Origin of the sequence: Marinobacter sp. S6332 (genome assembly GCF_023016045.1) — a bacterium.
Lineage (GTDB): Bacteria > Pseudomonadota > Gammaproteobacteria > Pseudomonadales > Oleiphilaceae > Marinobacter.
Map to the genome: position 1 here is coordinate 119,923 of NZ_JALKAP010000003.1, position 22,502 is coordinate 142,424.

30 protein-coding genes are annotated in these 22,502 nt (G+C 51.9%); 21 read left to right on the forward strand and 9 right to left on the reverse strand.

Annotated features, from left to right (window positions below):
* Positions 1 to 88: 88 nt before the first annotated feature.
* The 5 genes from MWU62_RS05245 to MWU62_RS05265 form a co-directional block, all read right to left on the reverse strand.
* Positions 89 to 667, reverse strand: coding sequence for a peroxidase-related enzyme (locus MWU62_RS05245; protein ID WP_247113874.1), 579 nt, complete (start codon positions 665 to 667; stop codon positions 89 to 91).
* 43 nt (positions 668 to 710) lie between these two features.
* The gene (locus tag MWU62_RS05250) at positions 711 to 1,694 is read right to left on the reverse strand and encodes an MDR family oxidoreductase (RefSeq protein ID WP_247113875.1); all 984 of its coding nucleotides are present in this window, start codon (positions 1,692 to 1,694) and stop codon (positions 711 to 713) included.
* A 47-nt stretch (positions 1,695 to 1,741) separates the two neighbouring features.
* A complete protein-coding gene (locus tag MWU62_RS05255) occupies positions 1,742 to 2,380 on the reverse strand; it encodes a TetR/AcrR family transcriptional regulator (RefSeq protein ID WP_247113876.1) in 639 nt (212 codons plus the stop codon).
* Between the two features lie 148 nt (positions 2,381 to 2,528).
* Positions 2,529 to 4,049: an aldehyde dehydrogenase family protein gene (locus tag MWU62_RS05260; protein WP_247113877.1), complete on the reverse strand. Its 1,521-nt coding sequence runs from the start codon at positions 4,047 to 4,049 to the stop codon at positions 2,529 to 2,531.
* A 120-nt stretch (positions 4,050 to 4,169) separates the two neighbouring features.
* The gene (locus MWU62_RS05265; RefSeq protein ID WP_247113878.1) at positions 4,170 to 5,573 is read right to left on the reverse strand and encodes a WS/DGAT domain-containing protein; all 1,404 of its coding nucleotides are present in this window, start codon (positions 5,571 to 5,573) and stop codon (positions 4,170 to 4,172) included.
* Positions 5,574 to 5,905: 332 nt separating this feature from the next.
* Between MWU62_RS05265 and MWU62_RS05270 the strand changes: the two genes are divergently transcribed.
* Positions 5,906 to 6,829 (forward strand): alpha/beta hydrolase, encoded by a 924-nt coding sequence (locus tag MWU62_RS05270; protein WP_247113879.1) that lies wholly within the window; start codon positions 5,906 to 5,908, stop codon positions 6,827 to 6,829.
* Positions 6,830 to 6,938: 109 nt separating this feature from the next.
* Positions 6,939 to 7,688: a hypothetical protein gene (locus tag MWU62_RS05275; RefSeq protein ID WP_247113880.1), complete on the forward strand. Its 750-nt coding sequence runs from the start codon at positions 6,939 to 6,941 to the stop codon at positions 7,686 to 7,688.
* Positions 7,689 to 7,704: 16 nt separating this feature from the next.
* On the opposite strand, the gene MWU62_RS05280 is transcribed toward MWU62_RS05275, so the two are convergent.
* On the reverse strand, positions 7,705 to 7,983 hold the full coding sequence (locus tag MWU62_RS05280) for a polyhydroxyalkanoic acid system family protein (protein WP_200362098.1): 279 nt from the start codon (positions 7,981 to 7,983) through the stop codon (positions 7,705 to 7,707).
* Positions 7,984 to 8,109: 126 nt separating this feature from the next.
* On the opposite strand from MWU62_RS05280, the gene ubiE reads away from it, so the two are divergent.
* The 6 genes from ubiE to MWU62_RS05310 all read left to right on the forward strand — a co-directional run bounded on the left by ubiE (position 8,110) and on the right by MWU62_RS05310 (position 14,051).
* Positions 8,110 to 8,892, forward strand: coding sequence for a bifunctional demethylmenaquinone methyltransferase/2-methoxy-6-polyprenyl-1,4-benzoquinol methylase UbiE (ubiE, locus tag MWU62_RS05285; protein ID WP_247113881.1), 783 nt, complete (start codon positions 8,110 to 8,112; stop codon positions 8,890 to 8,892).
* On the forward strand, positions 8,892 to 9,533 hold the full coding sequence (locus MWU62_RS05290; RefSeq protein WP_247113882.1) for an SCP2 sterol-binding domain-containing protein: 642 nt from the start codon (positions 8,892 to 8,894) through the stop codon (positions 9,531 to 9,533). The genes ubiE and MWU62_RS05290 overlap by 1 nt, the downstream gene beginning before the upstream one ends.
* Positions 9,530 to 11,173, forward strand: coding sequence for a ubiquinone biosynthesis regulatory protein kinase UbiB (gene ubiB / locus MWU62_RS05295; RefSeq protein WP_247113883.1), 1,644 nt, complete (start codon positions 9,530 to 9,532; stop codon positions 11,171 to 11,173). Before MWU62_RS05290 ends, ubiB begins: the two co-directional genes overlap by 4 nt.
* A gap of 77 nt (positions 11,174 to 11,250) precedes the next feature.
* Positions 11,251 to 11,637 (forward strand): tautomerase family protein, encoded by a 387-nt coding sequence (locus tag MWU62_RS05300; protein WP_247113884.1) that lies wholly within the window; start codon positions 11,251 to 11,253, stop codon positions 11,635 to 11,637.
* Positions 11,638 to 12,326: 689 nt separating this feature from the next.
* Positions 12,327 to 12,860: a T6SS effector amidase Tae4 family protein gene (locus MWU62_RS05305; protein ID WP_247113885.1), complete on the forward strand. Its 534-nt coding sequence runs from the start codon at positions 12,327 to 12,329 to the stop codon at positions 12,858 to 12,860.
* A gap of 453 nt (positions 12,861 to 13,313) precedes the next feature.
* Positions 13,314 to 14,051 carry a carbon-nitrogen hydrolase family protein gene (locus tag MWU62_RS05310; RefSeq protein ID WP_247113886.1) on the forward strand — a complete coding sequence of 246 codons (738 nt, stop codon included), beginning with the start codon at positions 13,314 to 13,316 and terminating at the stop codon, positions 14,049 to 14,051.
* Between the two features lie 58 nt (positions 14,052 to 14,109).
* Here the strand turns inward: MWU62_RS05310 and MWU62_RS05315 are convergent, their stop codons facing one another.
* Entirely contained in the window at positions 14,110 to 14,343 is a 234-nt protein-coding gene (locus tag MWU62_RS05315) for an addiction module protein (RefSeq protein ID WP_247113887.1), read from the reverse strand.
* 48 nt (positions 14,344 to 14,391) lie between these two features.
* Here MWU62_RS05315 and MWU62_RS05320 point away from each other — a divergent pair, with 48 nt between their 5' ends.
* The 6 genes from MWU62_RS05320 to MWU62_RS05345 all read left to right on the forward strand — a co-directional run bounded on the left by MWU62_RS05320 (position 14,392) and on the right by MWU62_RS05345 (position 17,214).
* Positions 14,392 to 14,745 carry a zinc ribbon domain-containing protein gene (locus MWU62_RS05320; RefSeq protein ID WP_247113888.1) on the forward strand — a complete coding sequence of 118 codons (354 nt, stop codon included), beginning with the start codon at positions 14,392 to 14,394 and terminating at the stop codon, positions 14,743 to 14,745.
* A 506-nt stretch (positions 14,746 to 15,251) separates the two neighbouring features.
* Positions 15,252 to 15,572, forward strand: a complete 321-nt coding sequence (locus MWU62_RS05325; RefSeq protein WP_247113889.1) for a hypothetical protein — start codon at positions 15,252 to 15,254, stop codon at positions 15,570 to 15,572.
* A 100-nt stretch (positions 15,573 to 15,672) separates the two neighbouring features.
* Positions 15,673 to 16,074 carry a GFA family protein gene (locus MWU62_RS05330; protein ID WP_247113890.1) on the forward strand — a complete coding sequence of 134 codons (402 nt, stop codon included), beginning with the start codon at positions 15,673 to 15,675 and terminating at the stop codon, positions 16,072 to 16,074.
* Between the two features lie 35 nt (positions 16,075 to 16,109).
* Positions 16,110 to 16,571, forward strand: a complete 462-nt coding sequence (locus MWU62_RS05335; protein ID WP_247113891.1) for a hypothetical protein — start codon at positions 16,110 to 16,112, stop codon at positions 16,569 to 16,571.
* Positions 16,571 to 16,903, forward strand: a complete 333-nt coding sequence (locus tag MWU62_RS05340) for a YnfA family protein (RefSeq protein WP_247114122.1) — start codon at positions 16,571 to 16,573, stop codon at positions 16,901 to 16,903. The genes MWU62_RS05335 and MWU62_RS05340 overlap by 1 nt, the downstream gene beginning before the upstream one ends.
* Positions 16,904 to 16,962: 59 nt before the next feature.
* Positions 16,963 to 17,214 carry a DUF2164 domain-containing protein gene (locus MWU62_RS05345; RefSeq protein WP_247113892.1) on the forward strand — a complete coding sequence of 84 codons (252 nt, stop codon included), beginning with the start codon at positions 16,963 to 16,965 and terminating at the stop codon, positions 17,212 to 17,214.
* Positions 17,215 to 17,257: 43 nt separating this feature from the next.
* On the opposite strand, the gene rlmF is transcribed toward MWU62_RS05345, so the two are convergent.
* A complete protein-coding gene (rlmF, locus tag MWU62_RS05350) occupies positions 17,258 to 18,202 on the reverse strand; it encodes a 23S rRNA (adenine(1618)-N(6))-methyltransferase RlmF (protein ID WP_247113893.1) in 945 nt (314 codons plus the stop codon).
* Between the two features lie 88 nt (positions 18,203 to 18,290).
* Positions 18,291 to 18,485: a CsbD family protein gene (locus MWU62_RS05355; RefSeq protein WP_247113894.1), complete on the reverse strand. Its 195-nt coding sequence runs from the start codon at positions 18,483 to 18,485 to the stop codon at positions 18,291 to 18,293.
* A 290-nt stretch (positions 18,486 to 18,775) separates the two neighbouring features.
* On the opposite strand from MWU62_RS05355, the gene MWU62_RS05360 reads away from it, so the two are divergent.
* From MWU62_RS05360 to MWU62_RS05390, 7 genes are all read left to right on the forward strand, one after another.
* Positions 18,776 to 19,399, forward strand: coding sequence for a LysE family translocator (locus MWU62_RS05360; protein ID WP_247113895.1), 624 nt, complete (start codon positions 18,776 to 18,778; stop codon positions 19,397 to 19,399).
* A gap of 77 nt (positions 19,400 to 19,476) precedes the next feature.
* Positions 19,477 to 19,893 (forward strand): phosphoribosyl-AMP cyclohydrolase, encoded by a 417-nt coding sequence (hisI, locus tag MWU62_RS05365; protein ID WP_247113896.1) that lies wholly within the window; start codon positions 19,477 to 19,479, stop codon positions 19,891 to 19,893.
* Between the two features lie 12 nt (positions 19,894 to 19,905).
* Positions 19,906 to 20,235, forward strand: a complete 330-nt coding sequence (locus MWU62_RS05370) for a phosphoribosyl-ATP diphosphatase (protein WP_247113897.1) — start codon at positions 19,906 to 19,908, stop codon at positions 20,233 to 20,235.
* Between the two features lie 91 nt (positions 20,236 to 20,326).
* Complete coding sequence (gene tatA / locus MWU62_RS05375) at positions 20,327 to 20,560, forward strand: twin-arginine translocase TatA/TatE family subunit (RefSeq protein WP_247113898.1); 234 nt, start codon at positions 20,327 to 20,329, stop codon at positions 20,558 to 20,560.
* 11 nt (positions 20,561 to 20,571) lie between these two features.
* Positions 20,572 to 20,994 carry a Sec-independent protein translocase protein TatB gene (gene tatB / locus MWU62_RS05380; RefSeq protein ID WP_247113899.1) on the forward strand — a complete coding sequence of 141 codons (423 nt, stop codon included), beginning with the start codon at positions 20,572 to 20,574 and terminating at the stop codon, positions 20,992 to 20,994.
* Positions 20,991 to 21,785: a twin-arginine translocase subunit TatC gene (gene tatC, locus MWU62_RS05385; protein WP_247113900.1), complete on the forward strand. Its 795-nt coding sequence runs from the start codon at positions 20,991 to 20,993 to the stop codon at positions 21,783 to 21,785. The genes tatB and tatC overlap by 4 nt, the downstream gene beginning before the upstream one ends.
* On the forward strand, positions 21,782 to 22,501 hold the full coding sequence (locus MWU62_RS05390) for a 16S rRNA (uracil(1498)-N(3))-methyltransferase (RefSeq protein WP_247113901.1): 720 nt from the start codon (positions 21,782 to 21,784) through the stop codon (positions 22,499 to 22,501). The genes tatC and MWU62_RS05390 overlap by 4 nt, the downstream gene beginning before the upstream one ends.
* Position 22,502: the final 1 nt, after the last annotated feature.

Sequence of the window (22,502 nt, forward strand, 5' to 3'; positions counted from 1 at the left end):
AATCACTTACTGCTGCCTCCTGCTCTGCATTATCATCACCAAACAGTTCAGGATAAGTGTAGCTCGTCAGGAGGCTCTCAGGTCAGGCTTAGCGACCCAATGCGTAAAACTCCGCATTCGGGCGCATGCTTGTCACATTCGCCATTCGGTTGGATAGCCCGAAAAACGACGCAACCCCCGAAATATCCCATATGTCTTCGTCGGTAAAGCCATGGTGATGCAGTACTGCGAAGTCCTCATCACCGACTTCCTCGGCTCGCCGGGAGACCTTGACGGCAAAATCCAGCATCGCTTTCTGGCGGTCACTTATATCCGCCTTGCGGTAGTTAACCGCCACCTGATCCGCAATCAACGGGTTCTTCTCCCGAATCCGCAGAATCGCACCATGAGCCACCACGCAATATTGGCACTGGTTCAGATTGCTTGTGGCCACCACGATCATTTCGCGCTCACCCTTGGTGAGATTGCTGTCTTTTTCCATCAGGGCATCGTGATAATCGAAGAAAGCCCGGAACTCGGCTGGCCGGTGAGCAAGTACCAGAAACACATTGGGGATAAAGCCTGATTTTTCCTGCACTGCCAGAATCCGGTTACGGATATCCTCAGGCATGGCGTCCAGTTCTGGCACCGGGAAACGGCTGATGGCTTTTTCTGTTTGTACCGTCATTTCATGTCCTCTGTTTTGTTATTCAGCTTAGTAAACGCCCGAATTAGTCGGCTACGGAAATCACCACACGACCCCGGATTTTGCCGTCCATGAGCCGGCCCGCGGCATCGATTGCCTCATCAAAGGGCACTTCGGTAATCATGCTGTCCAGCAGTTCCGGCGAAAGGTCCTGCGCCAGCCGTTTCCATGCGTGCACCCGGTCTTCTTTCGGTGCCATGACGCTGTCCACGCCACACAGGGTTACGCCCCGCAGAATGAAGGGCGCAACCGTAGAAGGGAAATCCATTCCGGCTGCCAGGCCACATGCCGCGACAACACCCCGATACTTCATGCCAGCACATACGTTCGCCAGAACCTGGCCCCCGGCCACGTCAATTGCCCCGGCCCAGGTTTCCCGTGCCAACGGCTTGCCCGGCTCAGTCAATTCTCCCCTGTCCAGAATGTGCTTTGCGCCCAAAGACTTCAGATAGCCTTCTTCTTCGGGCCTGCCCGTGACAGCGATCACCGAATAACCCAGTTTGGCCAGCACCGCGACCGCAACGCTACCAACGCCGCCTGTTGCGCCAGTCACCAGAATGTCGCCCGAATCCGGAGTTACGCCGTGCGTCTCCAGTGCCATCACGCAAAGCATCGCGGTATAACCTGCGGTGCCAATAGCCATAGCCTGGCGAGCGGTGAAAGGTGCCTGCAATGGGATCAGCCAGTCACCAGACAGCCGCGCTTTCTGCGCAAGGCCGCCCCAGTGTTTTTCGCCGACACCCCAGCCATTCAGGACAACTTCGTCTCCGGCTTTAAACTCTGAATTTGAAGATTCGGTTACCACTCCTGCCAGGTCGATCCCCGGAACCATTGGGTAACTTTTCGCGATGGGAGCGCGCCCGGTAATGGCAAGCGCATCCTTGTAGTTAAGTGTGGTGTAGGCGACATCTACAGTGACATCGCCTTCTGGCAACTGGGCCTCGTCAATCGCTTTCAAGGACACCTGTTGGTCGCTCCGGCTGCCCTCAATCAAAATACCTTTGAACATATTGCCTCCAATGATTTCGCCTTATGAGTTGAACTCATGTGTTTGCATCAGGAGCTGCGCACCAGTGCCATAAAACCTTCGGCAAACTGATCCAGCGGTTGTGAACTTTTTTCGAGTTTTGCGTGAAGTACCGCGCCTTCCCAGCCTATCCAGAAGAATTGTGCCATCGAGCCTGGCGACACCTTGCCCGACATCTCACCGACGTGCTGAGCTTCCCCCAGCACCCGAGCGATCCGCGCCCCCCAATCCTGGAAGGTTTCACGCAACAGATCGCGAAAGCTCTCAGGCAAGGCCGCCATTTCCTGCCCCAGGTTGCCGATCAGGCATCCGCGCCGATAATCAAACTTCTGCATGCCGGCTTTCGCGTCATCAACGAAAGCCTGAATCCGTTCCAGTGGCCGAAGGGAAGTGTCAGAAAGTGAACGCTCCAGCTTTACGGCAAAAAAATGCCCGTAGGCTTCGATCAACGCTTTCCCGAAAGCCTCTTTGTTCTCGAAATAATGGTAGAAGGAGCCCTTTGGCACGCTGGCCTGGCGCAGAATTTCGTCAAGCCCGGTATAGGAGTACCCCTTCTCGGTCAATGCCGCCAAACCCACCCGGATCAGCGTCTGGCGGGTGTCCTGATAGCCGGCATTCTGGCTTTTGGGCGGCCGGCCACGCTTGCGTTTAACTGGTGTACTTTCCACACATCGCCCTTTAATTAGACCAATCGTCTAATTAATTATGCATATTTATGACCGAGCGTCTACTAAAAAGAGAAAACGCCTCAGAAGAGGCGTTATAAAGGGACCAGCGCCGGGCCCCTTTTGCTCAGGGCCTGACACTGCTTCTGGATCAGAAGAACCCGAGCGGGTTGATGTCGTAACTGGTTAGCATGCACTTGGTTTGCTGGTAGTGGTCCAGCGCCATCTTGTGGGTTTCACGACCCACACCGGACTTCTTGTAACCACCAAAGGCCGCGTGTGCCGGGTAGGCGTGGTAGCAGTTCATCCATACGCGGCCAGCCTGAATGTTGCGGCCCACGCGATAGGCGCGGTTGGTATCGCGGGTCCAAACACCGGCACCCAAACCGAAGTCTGTGTCGTTGGCAATGGCCACGGCTTCTTCTTCGGTTTTAAACGTGGTTACACCGACCACTGGGCCAAAAATTTCTTCTTGGAATACACGCATCTTGTTATCACCCTTAAACAGGGTGGGCTGGATGTAGAAGCCGTCTTTGAACTCTGCACTCATGTCTTCCTTGGCCCCACCGGTAAGTACAACAGCACCCTCCTGCTTGCCAATTTCAAGGTAAGACATGATCTTGTCGTACTGTTCCTTACTGGCCTGAGCACCCACCTGCACATCGGTATCCAGCGGGTTACCGCGTTTGATAGTCTTAGTGCGTTCAACCACCTTCTGCATAAACTCTTCGAACATATCCTCCTGCACCAGCGCGCGAGAAGGGCAGGTGCACACTTCGCCCTGGTTGAAAAACGCCAGAACAAGACCTTCTACACACTTATTCACAAATTCGGGCTCGGCCTTCATAACATCCGAGAAATAGATATTGGGGGACTTGCCACCCAACTCGACTGTTGAAGGAATGATGTTTTCTGCAGCGCACTTGAGAATGTGCGAACCAACCGGAGTAGAGCCCGTGAAGGCAATCTTGGCTATACGCTTGCTAGTCGCTAGCGCCTCACCCGCCTCGATACCGTAACCGTTAACAATATTGATAACGCCCGGTGGCAACAGGTCACCAATGATCTCCATCAATACCAAAATACTGGCTGGCGTCTGCTCTGCTGGTTTGAGTACGGTGCAGTTACCGGCCGCCAAACAAGGGCCAAGCTTCCACGCCGCCATCAATATGGGGAAGTTCCACGGAATAATTTGGCCAACCACACCAAGGGGTTCATGGAAATGATAAGCCACCGTATTGTGGTCAATCTCACCCATATGCCCTTCTTGCGCCCGGATACAACCGGCAAAGTAGCGGAAGTGGTCTGCCGCCAAAGGTATATCCGCATTTAGGGTTTCACGAACTGCCTTGCCGTTATCCCAAGTTTCCGCAACTGCCAACTTTTCGAGATTCGCTTCAATTCGGTCAGCAATTTTAAGCAGAATATTTGAGCGCTCTGCCGGAGAGGTTCTACCCCAAGCCGGCGCAGCTTTGTGCGCAGCATCGAGTGCCAGATCGATATCTTCGGCGGAGGAGCGAGGAATTTCACAAATGGTAGCGCCAGTTACTGGCGTTATGTTATCGAAATACTCCCCTTTAACCGGGGCAACCCATTCACCGCCAATGTAGTTTCCATAACGGGATTTGAAAGAAACAACGGAGCCGTCCTTGCCAGGTTGTGCATAAATCATGATCGTCACCTTTTGTTTTGCTTGTGAATGACTACGCGGCCATGCGCGTTTGCCCATTCACTGTAGACTTGAAATAGTAAAAGGTGAATCGTTTGGGTGTTAAGAGAAGGTGACGAAAATTTAGGGGCGCCCTGAGAGGTCTGTTAGCTCTTGCAGGCAGTCTTTTAGAAATTCTTGCGCGTCGTCCAGAACTGCTTCATCTGCCACAACGCCAAACTGAACCTGCCCGGCATAGCTCACAATGCTGACCCCCAGCCCGATATCACCAGCTTGTGGCACCCAGAACATCTGCTCTTTAATGCGACAACCGGCTATATAGCGTGCTTCAGGCGTGCCGGGAACGTTAGACACCACGGCACTGGCCTTGCGGTAGAAAACATCAGATAACGGCTGGCGCAGGGGTTCGGGAATCAACGAGGCACAAGCGGCAACGCCCCAGGCTATCCCGGGCTGCCAACTTTTCTTTAGCCGACGGGTTTCCTGCTTAATGCGATAAACCCGTTCCGGAGCACTTTCGCCATCCACCGGCAGAGGCACAAACACCGTGCCGAAATAATTACCAAGAGCGCCGGGCTCTGGCTGCAGGTCATCGGGTAAGCGGCTGCGAATATCGATGGGAACTGCGGCGTGCATCACAGCATCATCCAGTGTTTTACCGGAAACCCCAAGCCGAAGCCGCACAGCAGCCGCCACACAACTGAGGAGCACATCGTTGATAGTGACATTCATCGCTTTGGCGATGGACCGAAACCGATCGAGTGGAACCGGCACTGACCACCGGCAATGACGCTGGCCCAATAACGGGCGCTTGAGGTCGGATGGCGTATCCTCGGGTTCCGCTAAAAAATCCGTGAACTCGTTAACCAGCTTCAAACCGGTGCGAGTCAGCTGATCAAACCAACTACCAGTGTGCGCCTGACGCTTAACCTCTGCGCCAGTCGGCTCTTCGGCGACAGAGCCTGGGCTCGTATCGGCCGTTACCATGCCTTCGAGTCGGTCTTTTGCTGCTGCCACCCAAGGGGCAAATTCCTCAGTTTGATGCGCTCCGTATAGGGCTGGGTGCTGTTGCGGCGATGCTGGGCAAAGGCTGTCAAAAATGCCTGTTAATGACACTCCGTCGGCATAGCAGTGGTGTATTCGAAGCAAGAGTGCAGAGCCGCCCTCCGCATTGGGCGCCAACCAGAATTTCCAAAGGGGGCGATAAGCAGGTAAAGGCTGGTTTATTCTGGCAGAAACCCAGTCCTGCAGTTCGGATTCTGTGAAGCGGTCAAGCACTACATCAAGATGATGCCCCAGATCAAAAACCGGATCTTGCTCCCACCACCAACTAGGCGACCGTTTAACCGGCATGTACCGAAAACGCTCCCAGGCCACCCAGTAAACCCGTAAAAACTCTCGCATCCGTGGCGCGGTCAGACCATCGGCCCGCATCATGACCGTAATAGTCATGGGGTTCCGAGGGTTTTCCAGCGCCAGCCAGGCTGAATCCGTAGGAAGCATGAGGTGCGTTTGCTCGTGACTCAAACCCAAACATCCCCGGAAGTGGTGAAGTGAAAAATGCAGAACTAAGCATTGTGCCAGACATACCTTAACGGCTCCACAAACCTACACCCACCGCAAGATTACAAAATTTTACACTTAGACGTGACTACACCCTATACTGGTTATAAGACTTGATGTAATAGTTATTACATGACCCAAGCAGTTCCCGGTTGGCCATGGAACAGTAAACACTGCGTTGCCAGTGCCAATAACGATCGGGCCGAATGAGGGTACAACTTAGATCGCCAGCACAACCAAGGTCGAAAGACCTAACTCTAAAAACAGGCAACCGCCGTGCTGGGAGGAGATGCAGTATGAAAGCAAGCCATATTCGCAAGCTGATCAGACCGATCGATAGTGCCTATTCAGAGATGTTTTCAGGGCGCGTTTACCGTGTTGGTGAAGGTGCAGTTTCTGTTCGCAATCATAGCGGCGAAGCGAAGCATACTGTTATTGGCGTGCATGGCTTTCTGGAAAATCATTGCTACTTCACCCAAACCTACGACGCACCAACAACCGAGCTAATCCTGCTCACTTGTAGCAACTACCATATCCCGGTAAATGGTGTGACGCCGGAAACACCCGAATGGGAAGTGCCGATCAAGCGTCTGGAAGGCACCATTGAGTACGATGCCTGCATTCTTAATCAGGCCCTGACCAACCTTCCTAGTACTCAAAACGTGCGTATTCACGGCCATTCGCGAGGCGGTGCCGTGATTATTGAAGCGATAAAACAGCGCCCTGAACTTTACGAAGACGTAGAAGTAGTTCTTGAAGCACCCGCCCTACCTCAGGGCAAAATTCACCCGCTGGTATCAGCACTTCTAGAACCTGTAAGCCACGGCATGTGGCCTTGGTTGATTCGCCTGATCAACAGTGCACCTTCGTCTGCTTACGGCCAAACTTTCTTCGGAAAAATGAATCCGCGCAAAAGACAGCTACTGGGCAAGCTGTTTTATTCAACTCGCGACCATCTTACGATTGTGCGCAACATTGAGAATATACTTGATTGGATGCAGCGCACCGATACCGACGTATACAAGCATGTGCGTCACGGTACCTTTTTGATACCAGGCGTAGATCGGATTCTGGATCGGCCGGCCATGCTCGCCAGTGCACGGCAAAGCCCAACCACTATGCGCATTATCGAAACACAGGCACCTAGCCATTTTGTAACCCTCGACAGCAAAGAATGGTTACCGGGTTTTGAGTCCTTGCCCGCTGCCGCTCAAGGCTAAAACCAAGCAAGCCTCCAAAATCAGCGCCCGGCAATGACCGGGCTGCTGCACACCCTCACTGCCTCCGGTAAACTATCCGCCTTTACGCAGAACAACCGGAGTTGGCACCATGTATCGTGAGCGCCTTGTTGGCACAGATGTGCGCTCAGAAAGCGCCCATCGCCTGCAGCAACTTTTATTGGACTATCACGATTTCCGGCAACATAAAGTAAACCACCGGTTGCTCGACAACACCTTCGTGATTGCTGCTTGGCAAGCCGAGCGCTTGAAATCGACCCATCTGGATTTGTATCAGCACCCCGGCTACCACGAAGGCCTGGAGTTTCTGCTCACCGACCTATACGCACCCGCTAGCATGACCCGCCGTGACGACAATATAGACCGGGTGTTCCCAAAAATGGTCAAGTGGCTGCCAGACCAACAGCTCGAAGTGCTTGCCGGGCTGGTAGAACTTAACTTAATTACCCAGCAGCTGGATCTCGAATTGGCGGAATTGTTTGAAGAACGCAATATCCCCGCAAGATCTGTCACTACAGAACACTACTGCGAGGCATACCGCGCCAGCCAAAAGCTGGAACAGCGCAAAAAACAAGTGATGCTGGTCGGTGAGGTGGGGCAAAAGCTTGACCGCTACGTACGTAACCGAACGCTGGGCTGGCTTCTTTCAATAAGCCGAACACCAGCGGAAATGGCCGACCTAAGTGACCTGCACAACTTCCTTCACCGGGGTTATTCAGCATTCCGGAAAATGGATAAAGTGGACGTACTGATTGATCGACTGGTAACCCGAGAGCAGCGGGTTATGAACAACATTCTGAACGGTCACCCGCAGCCCTTTACACTTCCGGGCGACCTATAGAACAACAGCAGGCGCTTTAGGCTTTTAAAATCTGATCCAACTGGCTATGAATCTCTTGCTCAATTCGTGATTTGAAGGGCCGCAGCAGCATGCCCAGCTCTAAATGTACGTGTAGGTCGTCGTTGGTAATATTTAGATGGCCTTTAACGCCCGAGCGTTTAAACTTGAGCTGGTCCCCTTCCCACTGGTAATTAAGCTCGAACTTGCTGGAGAGATCCTCAGCAAGCGACTCGGCTGCCTCGCGGGCATGTTCTTTATCAAGAGTGTGGGCGCGATGTACATCGATTACGGACATGAATCAGTTTTCTCTTCAAAATTGAACGGTTTTACAGTGTAAGGCGGTATTTAACCTGTAGCCACCCTTGTAGCAACCCCGCCAAGCGTTAGAATACGAGATTCAGTTTCTGACAGGACATGCCCAATGAGCGAGCAACAAACGCCGACCACTCCCGGTAATGGCCAAGACGACGTTACCCACTTTGGTTTCAGCAATGTGGCCAAAAGCCAAAAAGCCAGCCAGGTAGCCGAAGTGTTCCACAGCGTCGCGGGCAAATACGACCTGATGAACGACCTAATGTCTATGGGCGTACACCGGCTATGGAAGCGCTTTACCATTGAGCTTTCCGGCGTGCGTCCCGGCCATCAAGTGCTGGATATTGCAGGCGGCACCGGTGATCTGACCATGAAGTTCTCTGACTTGGTAGGTCGCGACGGCAAAGTGGTGCTTGCCGACATTAACGCCTCCATGCTGCAAGTTGGGCGCAGCCGCTTAACCGACCGAGGTTACGCTGGCAACATTGAGTATGTACAAGCCGATGCGGAACACCTGCCCTTTCCGGACAACAACTTCAACGCCGTATCCATTGCCTTTGGCCTGCGCAATGTAACTGATAAGGATCAGGCTCTGCGGGATATGACCCGCGTGCTCAAGCCCGGCGGAAAACTGATGGTGTTGGAGTTCTCCAAACCCACCAATCCGCTGCTCAGTAAAGCCTACGATACATACTCGTTTACCGCTCTGCCCCTAATGGGCCAGCTTATTGCCGGCGACAGTGAAAGCTACAAGTATCTGGCCGAGTCCATCCGCATGCATCCGGATCAAGACACCCTAAAAAGCATGATGGAAGACGCCGGCTTGGTGAACTGCAAGTACTACAACATGACCGGCGGCATTGTTGCCCTGCATGTGGGGATTAAACCCTGATGTTCCCCGGCCCGACCCTGCTTACGGCGATAACCGCCATAATCGAGCGGGCACTGAACCACGCGCTTGAACTGGACCCCGCCGGCCAGAAATCGCTATTGGATGCCCTTGAAGGGCCGGTACAGTTCCGCATCACCGACCCAATTGCTCTAACCTGCTCGCTGCACAGAGTTGGCAATCGAGTGCAGGTACGCAGCCAGCCAGCGGATAGCCCGGCTCTTGAAATCAGCGGCAAACCACTGGCTTTCGCGGCACTGGCCATAGGCGACAACCATGTATTCACGGATAATCGCCTCCATGTCACCGGCGATACCGCACTGGCGCACCAGTTTCAACGCGCTCTGGACCAGCTTAACCCAGACTGGGAAGCGGCCATGGCGAAGCACATCGGTGATGTACCGGCCCATTTTATCGGCAAACGTATTCGCAACGCAGTGGTCTGGAGCCGTCAGGCATTCACGACACTGAACGCCAACATCGAGGAATACGTGCACGAAGAAAGCCGAGCCCTGCCCGGCCGCCGCGAATTGGAGGCTACCTTTGAGGACATCGACTCCCTCAGCCTACACCTTGAGCGCCTTGAAGCACGCATAAGCCAGATTGAAAGCCGTAGCCATACTGACAAACCGGAGACTCCGTGACCCGCCTGCAACGCCTGATTCGCATTTCCTGGGTATTCTGCCGCTACCGGCTAGACACATTTTTGCCCATGTCGGAGCTTCCCGCACCACTGAAAGTGTTTTTTTTACTGGCCCCATGGCATCTATTCCCGCAACCTAAGCTTAGCCGTGGTGATCGCCTGCGCTTGGCGCTGGAAGAACTTGGGCCGGTATTCGTAAAGTTCGGCCAAATACTGTCGACCCGCCGTGATCTGTTGCCAGACGACATGGCAGAATCGCTTAAAACCCTTCAGGACCGCGTGCCGCCGTTCCCCAGCGACGTGGCCCGCAACATTATTGAAACCTCTCTCGAGGCCCCGGTAGAGGAACTATTTAAAGAGTTCAGCGCAGACCCGCTAGCCTCGGCTTCAGTGGCACAAGTGCATGCTGCCACGCTGATGAATGGCCAAGAAGTTGTGGTGAAAGTGCTACGCCCCGGTATCGAAAAAGTGATTCGACAAGACCTTGCCCTGATGTACCTCATGGCCAACCTGCTGGAGAAGTACTGGGCAGAAGGCAAGCGCCTGCACCCGGTCGAAGTGGTAGCGGATTACGACTCCACCATTCACGACGAGCTGGATTTACAACGGGAAGCCGCTAACGCGAGCCAGTTGCGTCGTAACTTTGAGAGTTCCTCGCTGATCTACATTCCCTTCATCGACTGGGATTACACCCGCAAAACCGTCATGGTGATGGAACGTATACACGGCATACCCATTGCCGATGTTCCAGCGCTAAAGGCTGCGGGTGTGGATCTCAAAGTGCTGGCAGAAAAAGGCGTCGAGATTTTCTTTACTCAAGTATTCCGAGACAGCTTTTTCCACGCTGACATGCACCCCGGCAACATCTTTGTAGACGTTTCCAACCCGGCCGATCCGAAATACATCGCCATCGACTTTGGCATTGTGGGCACCTTAGCGCCGGATGACCAAAGCTACCTAGCGCGCAACCTGCTGGCCTTCTTCCGCCGGGATTACCGGCAAGTGGCGCAGCTTCACATCCAGTCTGGTTGGGTTCCGCCAGAGACACGAGTGAATGAATTCGAAGCCGCCATTCGCACCGTATGCGAACCGATTTTTGAAAAGCCCCTAAAGGACATTTCCTTTGGCCACTTCCTGCTGCGCCTGTTCCAGACCGCTCGGCGGTTTGATATGGAAGTGCAGCCGCAACTGGTTCTGCTGCAAAAAACCCTTCTTAACGTAGAAGGCTTAGGCCGCCAGCTGTACCCGGAACTGGACCTGTGGAGCACTGCCCAGCCATTTCTAGAGAAATGGATGCGCAAGCGGATTGGCCCCTCGGGCCTAATCAAATCCCTACAGACCCACCTACCCGCTTGGCTAGAACAATCACCAGAAATGCCGCAACTGGTTCATGACGCACTGCTACAACTACGCGGCGCAGGCCCCACCGAAAAACAAAACCAAGACACCCTAGCCCTGCTTCGGGAACAGCAACGCAGAACCGACCGACGCTGGCGCCGGGGTATCGCCGCCTTAGCCCTTATCGCAGCAGCCATTGTCGGAACCCAACCAGAAGCCCGTGAATGGGCAGAGAATGCGCCAATTTGGACATGGGTGCTGCTTGCTGGAGCGGGCGTACTGGTTATGCGGGGTAGTCGCTAATTAGAGGAAGGTGGTTTCTGGTACCTTTTCAGGACTGAGCAGCCAACCCCCAAACCTTACACATTGCAGGAGGCATCGTGATTATCATTTACGGCATTAAGGAACACCTGAACCCGATCAAAGCTCAACTCTCCGAGGTCATTCACGGGTGCATGCAGTCCGTACTCGGCCTGCCGGAAGACAAGCGGGCACACCGCTTCATCCCACTAGATGCCGAGGACTTCTATTATCCGGGCGGCAGGACGCCAGCTTATACCGTCATAGAGATCAACATGATGCAGGGGCGAGCTCCAGAGACCCAAAAAACTTTGATCAAGGAACTCTTCAACAAGATCGAAACGGTGGTCGGTATATCACCAGTCGATGTCGAAGTAACAATTAAGGAGCAACCTGCTCACTGTTGGGGCTTTCGAGGTATGACTGGTGACGAGGCGCGTGACCTCAAGTACTCGGTGAATGTGTGATCGGGCCGGACCGTCAGTCCTACCCAAAGCTTACCCCGGATCCTGTGGCTCAGGCGCCCCTTGAAATAGCCCCCAAAGAAGACATTGCTCTCGCTAAAAAGGATCTTGAGAAGTTCTGGCATAGCCGCCTTCAGCAAAAAAGATCCTGTCGCAAGAATTGGCTACGCTAATTGGGTTTCTGACCCCGAAATGTTAAGAGCTGCGATCTAAAATGCCAGCAGCATTGGTATTTATGGCGTGGCTATTTTATTGGGGGTAGTCCCCCTATGTGTCAGCGTAGTTGTCCGCCTGAGTATTGGCGTTGAGGCTGAGGGAGAACACTGGAGGTCTGGAATCGACTAGGGTTAATCAAAAAACGACCTAAACATAACGCCGATTCTTAAAATCAGGGGTCGTCATCATCGAAAACACATCCAGATTTCACGCAGGGGCGTCACCGGAAAAGTGGGCTAGAGGTTTTCTACCGCCTTATTAATACGCCGCATTGCCCTGTCCGGTAAGATTGTCACCAGCAATTGTGTAGCCGTGAAAATTCAGAGCAGCTTTACGGTCGTTTAGGCCCATGAGATTGCTGAGTATGGACAGGTGGTAGACTTCTATTACGTCGGACGCAATCGGAACTGTAAGCAGGAGTGCTTTTACATCCGGCGGTAAACAAAAGCTCAGGGAAAATAAGGGAAAACAGAGCCATGATCACGTTTCGTAAACTTTGGGAAAACCACCCGACCATCAAAGGGGACGACAACCCCTGCGTCAAGGATGGAAAGAAGAATTTTCAAAATCAATGCGCTATCAGAGTAGGCGCTGCCTTAGCACGATGTGGATTCAACACCCGAGCGCTTCCTGGCGCACGCCATTGTTGGTATCACGACAAGTCTGCAGGTCACGTCCTTGCAGCACAGGAGCTCGCCAGTGCTCTCGCAGAGCTAACCATTCCTGGCATCGGGTCGGTCCAGCGACTGTCAGCGAAAGAATTTATGGAGAAGGCTGATGGCAAGAACGGAGTTGTGTTCTTCAAAAACTATTGGCAGCGTTCCTCAGATCGGGAGGGGAGCCCCACAGGGGATCATATTGACTTTTGGAACGGCTCCCGACTCACTGACCGGATGACGTGGGCACGATTCCATCTTCGTGTTGGCGGCTTTGGTATGCACTCGCTTCCTCAGGGGCCTTCCGATTACCTTGCTGCAGAGGAAGTTTGGTTCTGGGAGGTGCAAGGGTGAAACGATTTTTGTTCCCTTTGTGTGGGGCCATAGTTTCGTTTGTGGTTTTTAATCTGTTTCCTTTTCCCAGATACTTCTACCATGACCTTGTGGTGCAGGCACATGAGGATGAAAACCTCCTACTAGCTATCATTATGTTCGTAGAATGGCCCATTTATCTGCTCATCGGGGCCTTTTGTGGCTTTCTTATGACGCGACTTGGTAGAGCCAAAAAGTAACAATACCTCGAGAGCCTTTTTCCGATTAGGGAAGGTTGACAGACTCCGTCTGCCACGCGCTATTCGAAGAATTGGAGCGAACAACCGGTTTCTCCGAAGCTCTACTCAAAGAGAAATCGAATCAAATTGCTTTAGGTGCGACGGCCAACCTTCGTGCACTCGGTCAAGTTCGGTCTGGGCGCCCTTGTCGGAGTGCATTTTATTGCTAGCGTTATATTTCAAGGATGACTAGGTGATGGGGCTGACGGTGGGCGTGGCCCAGATTTCCTCCGAAAGTGGCAGGGTCGACCGAAACTTGGAGACCCATATAAGTGCCATTGAAGTCGCCGCACGGAGCAATATCTCTTTTCTTGCGTTTCCCGAGCTTTCCCTCACAGGCTATGAGCCTGCGCTATCGCAAGATCTCGCGATGACAGTTAACGACCGGCGGCTTGTTCCATTGCAGCTCGCCGCTCGGGAACATGGTTTGTTTATTGTTGCCGGAGCCCCGATTGCCACAGATGCTCTTCCTCAGATCGGATCTTTTATTTTCATGCCAAATGGAGATGTTCGCACCTATGCAAAGATGCATCTGCACTCTGGAGAAGAAAAGTATTTTTCACATGGTACAAGTTACGAACTAGTCTCCGTAGATGGCAGTACAATAGCAAACGCCATTTGCGCAGACACAAATGCTATCGAACACGTAAGTGGCTGCGTCGAAAAAGGCGCAAAAATCTATATTTCAGGTGCGATGATAACCCGTAATGGGTACGCCAAAGATACCGAAGTTTTGAAGGGCTATGCTCGGAACTTTAATATTTTGGTAGCGGTGGCTAATCAAAACTCACACTCAAGCAATGGGCGACCGTGCGGGAAAAGCGCTATTTGGACCTCATCTGGCTTGCTCGCTCTAGCCAATGAGAGCCAGTCAGCCATTGTAGCTGCAGAGAAGACATCGACGGGCTGGACTGGGGAAGTAATTGAAGTATGACCAGTCACGGAAAATGAACACGGAAAAATGCGTCGCATCGTTCAGCGCTAGGACTTTACTAGCTTAACCTCGCTCGCATCTTTGACCGGAATTCGTCACGGCTGAGCAGGGTGGCTTTTCCGCTTTTGACCTTGGATACACGGCGAACAGTTTCATCGTTCCAAGCCTGCTCAACCGTCTCATCACTGAGGCCGTCCAGACTCATTATTAGCTCCCGAGCCAGCGCTGCACTCTCCGACTCGGAGAGAGTCGAAATCTGGGAGCGTAGGTGGTCTAATGTTTCGGTAGTCATAGTGCCTCCGCGAGTGGCGAGCGGCGTTAACAGATAAGGAGATCGAAGATGTCTCGTTTTTGGGATGCATTTCAACACCTCGAAATTGCGCAAAACCGCAGAAAAAGTGGTGATGCTCAGATAGACGCCAAAACTGCACTCCGCTCGATAAATGAGTTGGAAGAAAAAGTAGATCGTTTGTCTTTACTCTGCCATGCGTTGTTCGAAGAATTGGAGCGCGCCACCGGCTTCTCCGAAACCCAGCTCAAAGAAAAGATGACGCAAATAGATCTTCGGGATGGCAGGGAAGACGGGAAATATGACCCCGTTCAAGGGGCTGATTGCCCGGACTGTGGGCGGCAAGTTAAGAAAACGCGGCGAAATTGCTTTTGGTGTGGAGCGAGCCTTCGGCCACTGGCGTAAACCGAGACTGCAACCAATTAGGGTCATTCCGGCCTGCGGCCTACACCGGATGCCCTTGTCAGGGCATCGTCCATCATTGGCGGTTAGGTTTTACGGCACCGTAGGCTCAACGCAGGGAGGGAACCTTTTGATGAGGAAATTTAAGGCGGGAATCATCCTTCTGGTATTAGCATGTGGCGGGTGCGCCACCACCAAGACTATCAGTGTCGCAGAAAATGGCGCGATATCGGATAACTACTGGAACAGCAAGACAAATTGCAACTCGCTGCCTCGTGTCTACAGCGGATTGGCACACAACGCATGCTTTGCTCTGTTTGCATCACGGACGAACGGATCCTTCTATAACTCATTCGAAATTGGTGGGTACGTGCTTGACTCAATGGCATGTGCAGTAGCAGACACATTGGTTCTGCCCTATACCATCTACAAACAGTTTCAGTGGGGCAGCATTCAGGTGGCAGCAAGGCATGGAAAATGAATCTAACTAATGCATCAAGCAGGAAGCTGTGAAAGAGACCGAAAACTCGTTATGTGCCACTGACATGAACAATCGATACTCTGCTTTTGACGCCATTGTGATGACTGGCTTTGTGCTGATCATGGCCGCGATGGCGGTGACGATTTTTATACACAACACTGACCCTTTCGATCGTTTGATCTCTCTGGGCACATGGGTCATCGTATCTTTTTTCATTTTAGTTCTTTTGCATGGCACCATCAGAGGATTGGCAAGAGATAAGATAAAGATACCTAAAGGGTTAGCTGTACTCACATTCGCCACCAGTGGAGCACTGTTTTTTGCAGCCTGGTTGGTGAGCAATACATAGCCAGACGGCTAACCAATCAACAAAGCCATACCGCTTATTGGTTCCCTTCGAGGGCGCTCCGGTGCTGGTTGCCTATGCATATATAAAGAAGGAGATCCCCATGGGGCTGAAGGGAAGCTGTTTGTGTGGCGAGATAAGCTACGAAGTAGACTCTGTGGATATGCCCATTGTGCATTGCCACTGCAAAACTTGCCGTAAAGCGCACGCTGCGCCGTTTGCCTCTACAGCTGGCATAAAGCGCGAGAATTTCCGTTGGCTCAAGGGCGCGGGCTCTATGTCTACCTTCGAGTCCTCGTCAGGAAAATTGCGTCATTTTTGCAAACACTGCGGGTCTCATTTGGTGGCCGAAAGGCCGGTGCAACCGCATGTAATCATTCGGGTAGCTACTCTGGATGATGACCCTGAATTGCGGCCAGAGGCCCACATTTGGGCTTCACATCACGAGCCATGGCTTGAGTACGAGGGGGTGCGCAAGCACAGCGAGTGGCGTAACGACATTTGACCAGTCAATCAAGTTCGTTCAGTGAGAGGGCTTAAATGAGCGCACCATGCCCATTTTGTGGATTCGCCGCATCCGACTATCGAGAGAGCCATAACTGGCGCTGCGCCCAATGCGAGAAGGACTATGCGGACTGGCTCACAATTCAGAAAGCCAAAGCACAAGAAGAAAGCGTAATCAAAAATCAGCCACTGTTTTCAAAGCAGAAGCTTCCCCCAGAAACCGAACCTGTAAGATTTGCCCAACACTTGTTCCTATTCGCAATCCTTTTTTTGTTGGCGTTAAACTTCGTGCTCGAAGGCATATTCGCTTGGGTTTTCCCGGTTTCCATGCCTTTTGCTGGCTATTACGCCCTCATGGTTCATAAAACCGGATACGCCCTTGGCCAGCATGCCGTTTATACGCGTGATAAGAACCCAATTATGTATAAGGCCCATTTATGGGGAGTAGGTGGCTATATGATTTTAGCCTTAGTGGCGTGGATTGAGGGTCAGTTTTGATACCTGAGTTGAAAACGGTTGGACTCTTTTTCGTTACCGCATTGGCCGAAATTGTCGGTTGTTACTTGCCTTACCTATGGCTCCGCGAGGACAAGACGTCTTGGCTTCTAGTGCCGGGTGTGCTGAGCCTTGCAGCTTTTGCATGGCTGCTCTCACTGCACCCCACGGCCGCTGGCAGAGTTTATGCTGCCTACGGTGGCGTTTACATTTTTATGGCGATATTTTGGTTGTGGGCCGTTGATGGCATAAAGCCAACTGCGTGGGACTTGGTTGGCTCCGGTGTTGCCTTGCTCGGTATGGCAATCATCATGTTTGGGCCGCGCACCGCATAGCCTTTTGATTTGGAGCCCAGAGTGGATATCTCATATAGCACTCGTTGGAGGAGTTTGGTTTGTCCAAGATAGATTTCAACAGAGCAGAAAAAGAGATCATGGTCGCAAAATTGAAGTCCTATTTTGCCGAAGAGCTCAATCACGAGATCGGGGGTTTTGATGCCGAATTCTTGATTGATTTTTTCGAGAAAGAGCTTGGCGTGTTGTTTTACAACAAGGGGCTGCGCGATGCCCAATCCATTATTTCCACGAAAGTCGAAGAAATCGTGGATACAATTTACGAAATAGAGAAGCCCGTAAGCTTTAAATAGCGCGCACTGCAGAACGTGGCGGGGGATGCTGGCCCGTACAAAATCATCCGCCCAAGTCGGTAAATGTCCAAGCCAATATTCTCGTAACTTTATTCCCCTGCTTCATCTCTATTTCCCGAACCTCCGTCGCACCTAGCTTACGGATCAGTTTGATGGCCGGTTTTACGTTGTCACCTTTTGAAATTAGGCTTGTAAACCAGCGGCATTGGTTTGAAAACGCCTGACTTTCTTTAATCATTTTTTTAAGAAATAACCGTTCACCGCCTTTGCACCAGAGTTCCGCTTCTAGGCCACCAAAATTTAAAACGGGTGATGCTTTCAGGGCACCTTTCTCGCCACGATTGCGAGCAAGATTTTTAAGCTTTAGCTGGCTACCTTTGATGGCTTCCTCTTGCGACGTGTGAAAAGGCGGGTTGCATACACTGACATCAAAGAATTCTCCCGCCTGAATAATGCCTTCGAAAATATGGTTTTTATCGTGCTGCCTGCTCAACGTGAAGCGATCTTTCAGATGAGGATTTTTATCGATAATCGCAGCAACGTTTTCAAGTGAGCGAGCGTTGATATCACTGCCTACGCAGCGCCAGCCGTATATCTGGCATGCCAAAATCGGATATATTCCGTTTGCGCCGGTTCCTATATCAAGCAAGTTGGTTTCAGACTTAGAAGCGCCGATTAGCTCGGCTATATGATGGATGTAATCTGCCCTACCGGGAATGGGCGGGCAAAGCGCACCGTCAGGAATGTCCCAGCCAACAATATTGTAATCCTGACTCAATAGTGCCGCATTTAGGGTTTTTACCGCTAACGGATCTGAGAAGTCTATGGAAAGGTTGCCGTAATCGTTTTCTGTTACGTGTGACGCGAGTGGCGGGTAACCTCGTACAAGTGAAGCAAAGTCATAGCCGTATTTATGCAGATTCTTCGAATGAAGGCCTTTTCGATCAGGCTTTGCATGTTCGCTTACTCGTCGCTTTTGGTTTTTCACATGGAAACTTCCGGGCTCTAAAACTTAAAAGCCGGTACCTGTTTGTATGCAGGCACCGGCTTTTAGCAATCATAACGGCTAAGAGAGCTTAGGAGTTAGCGAGTTTTTCCCACTCTTTCTCAGCTTCATCCTTTTTCATGCCGTACTTCTCTTGAACTTTACCAATAAAATGGTCGCGGCGGCCGGCGATTTCATCTACATCGTCGTCTGTTAACTTGCCCCAATTCTCGCGTACCTTACCTTTAAGCTGTTTCCAATTACCTTCAATGATGTCGTTATTCATAGCAATTTCCTCGCGTTAAATGGGCAGCGTAAAAAAACTGATCGCCGCCAATGTAAAAGGAATATTCCATTTGCGGTGTGCACGGTAATCCGTGACATCGGCAATAACCTTCACATAGGTAACTTTGTTTAACAACGCTTTCCGTGTTGCGATTAATTCATATTTGGCAGGTCTCGACCCCTGATATTGCGCTCGAATAATAGGCACTCCGACCGGAACTGCTCTGGCGAAAAGAACGTCTTACCAGTTATATTGGCTGAGAAATCAAGGATTCAGACTTGGAGTCTTGAATGTTACAAGCGCATGAATTTTGGTTATTTTTTAGCGCAAGCTTTTTACTCTGGATTACGCCGGGGCCAGACACTATGTACATCTTGGCGAGAACAATATCGCAGGGGCGCCTTGCCGGACTGTTATCTGTACTAGGTGTAAGCACTGGTATTCTTGCACACACGCTCTTTGCCGCAATCGGGCTCTCCGCAATATTGGCTACCTCCGCGCTGGCATTTTCGGTGGTCAAACTTCTAGGTGCCACCTACTTAATCTATCTCGGAATCCAAGCATGGCGTAGCCACCGCAAACCGGACGCATCTATTGGAGTATCAGCCCAGCGTGGGTCACTACTTTTTTACCAAGGCTTTCTCACTAACCTGCTAAACCCCAAGATTGCAATGTTCTTTCTCGCGTTCTTACCGCAGTTTGTCGCTCCCGAAAGCGCCAATAGCACTTCAATATTTTTGTTTTTAGGCGGAATATTTGTGCTTGGGGGTACACTATGGTGCCTTTTGCTGGTGGCGTTCGCGGCCAGCTTTACAAAAACAGCCAGATCAAACCCGCACCTGTCTCAAGTTATAGGCAAAGTCACAGGGCTTGTGTATATAGGTCTTGGTTTAAACCTGCTTCGGGCGAAATAGAGGCGGGTGATCTGGTAGCATGGCGCTAACAGACAAGGAGGCGCCGCAGCACGGCGCGAAGCTCAGGATTCACATTAATGAAAGATATGTCCGATACTGTAAACGGCTCTGATTGGCTCGACGCCATCCGCTGGACAGCTGATGGTTTGGTTCCTGCTATTGCCCAAGATGCCGCCACCGGCGATATTCTGATGATGGCGTGGATGAACCGGGAATCCCTTCGCCTAACGGCTGAAGAAGGTCAGGCGGTTTATTGGTCACGGTCCCGGGGTAAGCTCTGGCGCAAGGGCGAGACCTCCGGGCACCAGCAGATTGTTAAAGATATCCGCCTCGACTGTGATGAGGACGTGATATTACTGAAAGTTGAACAAAAAGGTGGCATTGCCTGCCACACTGGCCGGCGCAGCTGTTTCTACCGCTCTCTGAAAGATGGCCAATGGGTAGGTGTTGAACCCGTAATTAAAGACCCTGATGCCATTTATGGCAGCAACTAAGGAGAGCGCACATTGAGTGATGTTCTGGAAAACCTGACCCGGGTTTTGGAAGCCCGCAAATCAGCCGACCCGGAGAAATCCTACGTCGCTAGCCTGCACGCCAAAGGCTTGAACAAAATTCTGGAAAAGGTTGGCGAAGAGTGCACAGAGACCTTATTGGCTGCCAAGGATGCCGAGCACACTGGAGAGACCCGTGCGGTGATTAGTGAAACGGCAGATCTTTGGTTTCACAGCATGGTTATGCTATCTAACCTAGGCCTCAGCCAGAAGGATGTTCTGGATGAGTTGTCTAGCCGCTTTGACCTTTCAGGGTTAGACGAGAAGGCTTCCCGAAGCGAATAACCCGGTAATACCCCTTACGGGGGTTTCCGCGAACCTACTTTGGTGGCGTACAATATCGCCCAACAGAAACATCAAAAACGAGGATCCCTTAATGGGCATCAGTATTTGGCAACTTCTTATTGTTCTCGGCATCGTAATTCTTCTGTTCGGGACCAAGAAACTACGCAATATTGGCACTGATCTGGGTGGCGCTATTCGCGGATTCAAGAAGTCCATGAACGACGAAGATGGCAAAGCAGACGATCCAGACTCATTGGAAGGCTCAAAAGAAGGACAAACTCGGCAAGCTGCTGAAGATAAGCCCAAGGACAAAACCAAAAGCTGAGACCAAGCAGAATGTTTGATATCGGCTTTTTAGAGCTGCTGATTTGCGGTGTTATTGCTCTGTTGGTGCTTGGCCCTGAACGGCTCCCCACGGCTGCGCGGGCTGCCGGGCGCTGGGTTGGTGGTGCGCGACGCATGGTTAGTCAGTTCACTTCCGAACTGGATCGCCAGTTAAAAGCCGAAGAGCTGAGAAAAGAGCTGCGCGATGCGGGCGATGTAGGGCTGGACGACGTACAGAAAACAGTACGCGGTGCTCTGGATGAAGCAAAAAAGTACGAACACATGATCATGTCAGACAAGCCCGTAGACAAATCAGCAGCTAACCCAAAAGCCGTGACGGATGAGACTCCGAAAAACGATCCTCTAGCCGCCCCCGAAGAGAGCCAACCGGTTCCGTCAGATACTCTGCAAAAACCGTCGGATAAGCCTTCATGAATGCTAATACAGATGGCGAAAAGCCAAGCCATCAAAGCACCACGGCACACCAGCCCGAGATGCCTCTTGTTGAGCACCTGTTGGAACTTCGTAACCGGCTGCTGAAAATGGTTCTGGCGGTGGTTATTTGTTTTGCGGCCATCTACCCCTTTGCCAACGAATTGTACCTTTGGTTATCAGAGCCTATTCGGTCATTGCTGCCGATTGGCCAGACCATGATCGCAACGGACATCACCTCGCCGTTTTTCGCACCCTTGAAGCTGGCGCTGTTTTTATCGGTTTTCGCCGCCATTCCAATCATTCTTTATCAGCTTTGGAGCTTTGTTGCGCCAGGGCTTTATGCCCATGAAAAGCGGCTCGCTTTTCCGTTGCTCTTTACGTCGGTCATTCTCTTTTATCTGGGCGCCGCTTTTGCGTATTTCGTGGTGTTCCCGCTGGTGTTTGGCTTTTTTACGGCCATCGGCCCAGAAGGCATTGTTGAGTTGCCAGATATCAGCAGTTATCTCAATTTCGTGCTGAAAATGTTTTTTGCGTTCGGAATCGCCTTCGAGATTCCCATTGCCACCATCTTGCTGATTCTCAGCGGCGTAACAACACCTGCAGATTTAGCAGCAAAACGGCCTTACGTGGTGGTGGGCTGCTTTGTTATTGGCATGATGCTTACGCCACCAGACATTATCTCCCAGACACTTTTGGCTGTACCCATGTGGATTCTTTTCGAACTGGGCATTTTGTTTGGCAGGCTGGCCGTGCGCGAAGTGGCAGAAACGGACGAGTCGCCCTCTGAATGAATCTAGCCTTACTGTTTGACGAGGATTTTGTTGCCCCCGATCGCGTGGTACTTCGGGGCCGCAGGCTTGAGCATATAAAATCGATACTCGGTGCCGCTATTGGTGATCGACTGCCCGTTGGTCGAGTGAATGGTCTGATGGGGCTGGGAGAAGTGATAGCGCTCACAAACTCCGAAGCTGAATTGGTTGTTAAGCTGGATCAGCAGCCGCCTCGCCCCTTGCCTCTTACTCTGATTCTGGCCATGCCCCGGCCTAAAATGTTCCGTCGCATACTGCAAACCAGCGCCACACTGGGCATCAAAGACATTTGGCTGATCAACAGCTACAAGGTAGAAAAAAGCTTTTGGCAAACGCCATGGCTATCAGACGATAACCTGCGAGAAAACCTTACTCTTGGGCTAGAGCAAGCAAAAGACACAGCTGTGCCAAACGTGCATATTCGCAAGCTGTTCAAACCTTTTGTGGAAGATGAACTACCCGCCCTGCTAGAAGGCAAAGAAGCACTAGTTGCACACCCGGGCACACCCACGCCCTGCCCTACACACTTAAACAGGCCAGCTGCGCTGTGTATCGGGCCGGAGGGCGGGTTCACCCCCTATGAAGTGGGCAAGCTAGAAGAAGCAGGGTGCGAAAGCGTTCATTTGGGGCCGCGCATATTACGAGTTGAAACCGCCGTTCCGGTTCTTACCAGCCGGCTATTTGACGCCTGTCTGTAAT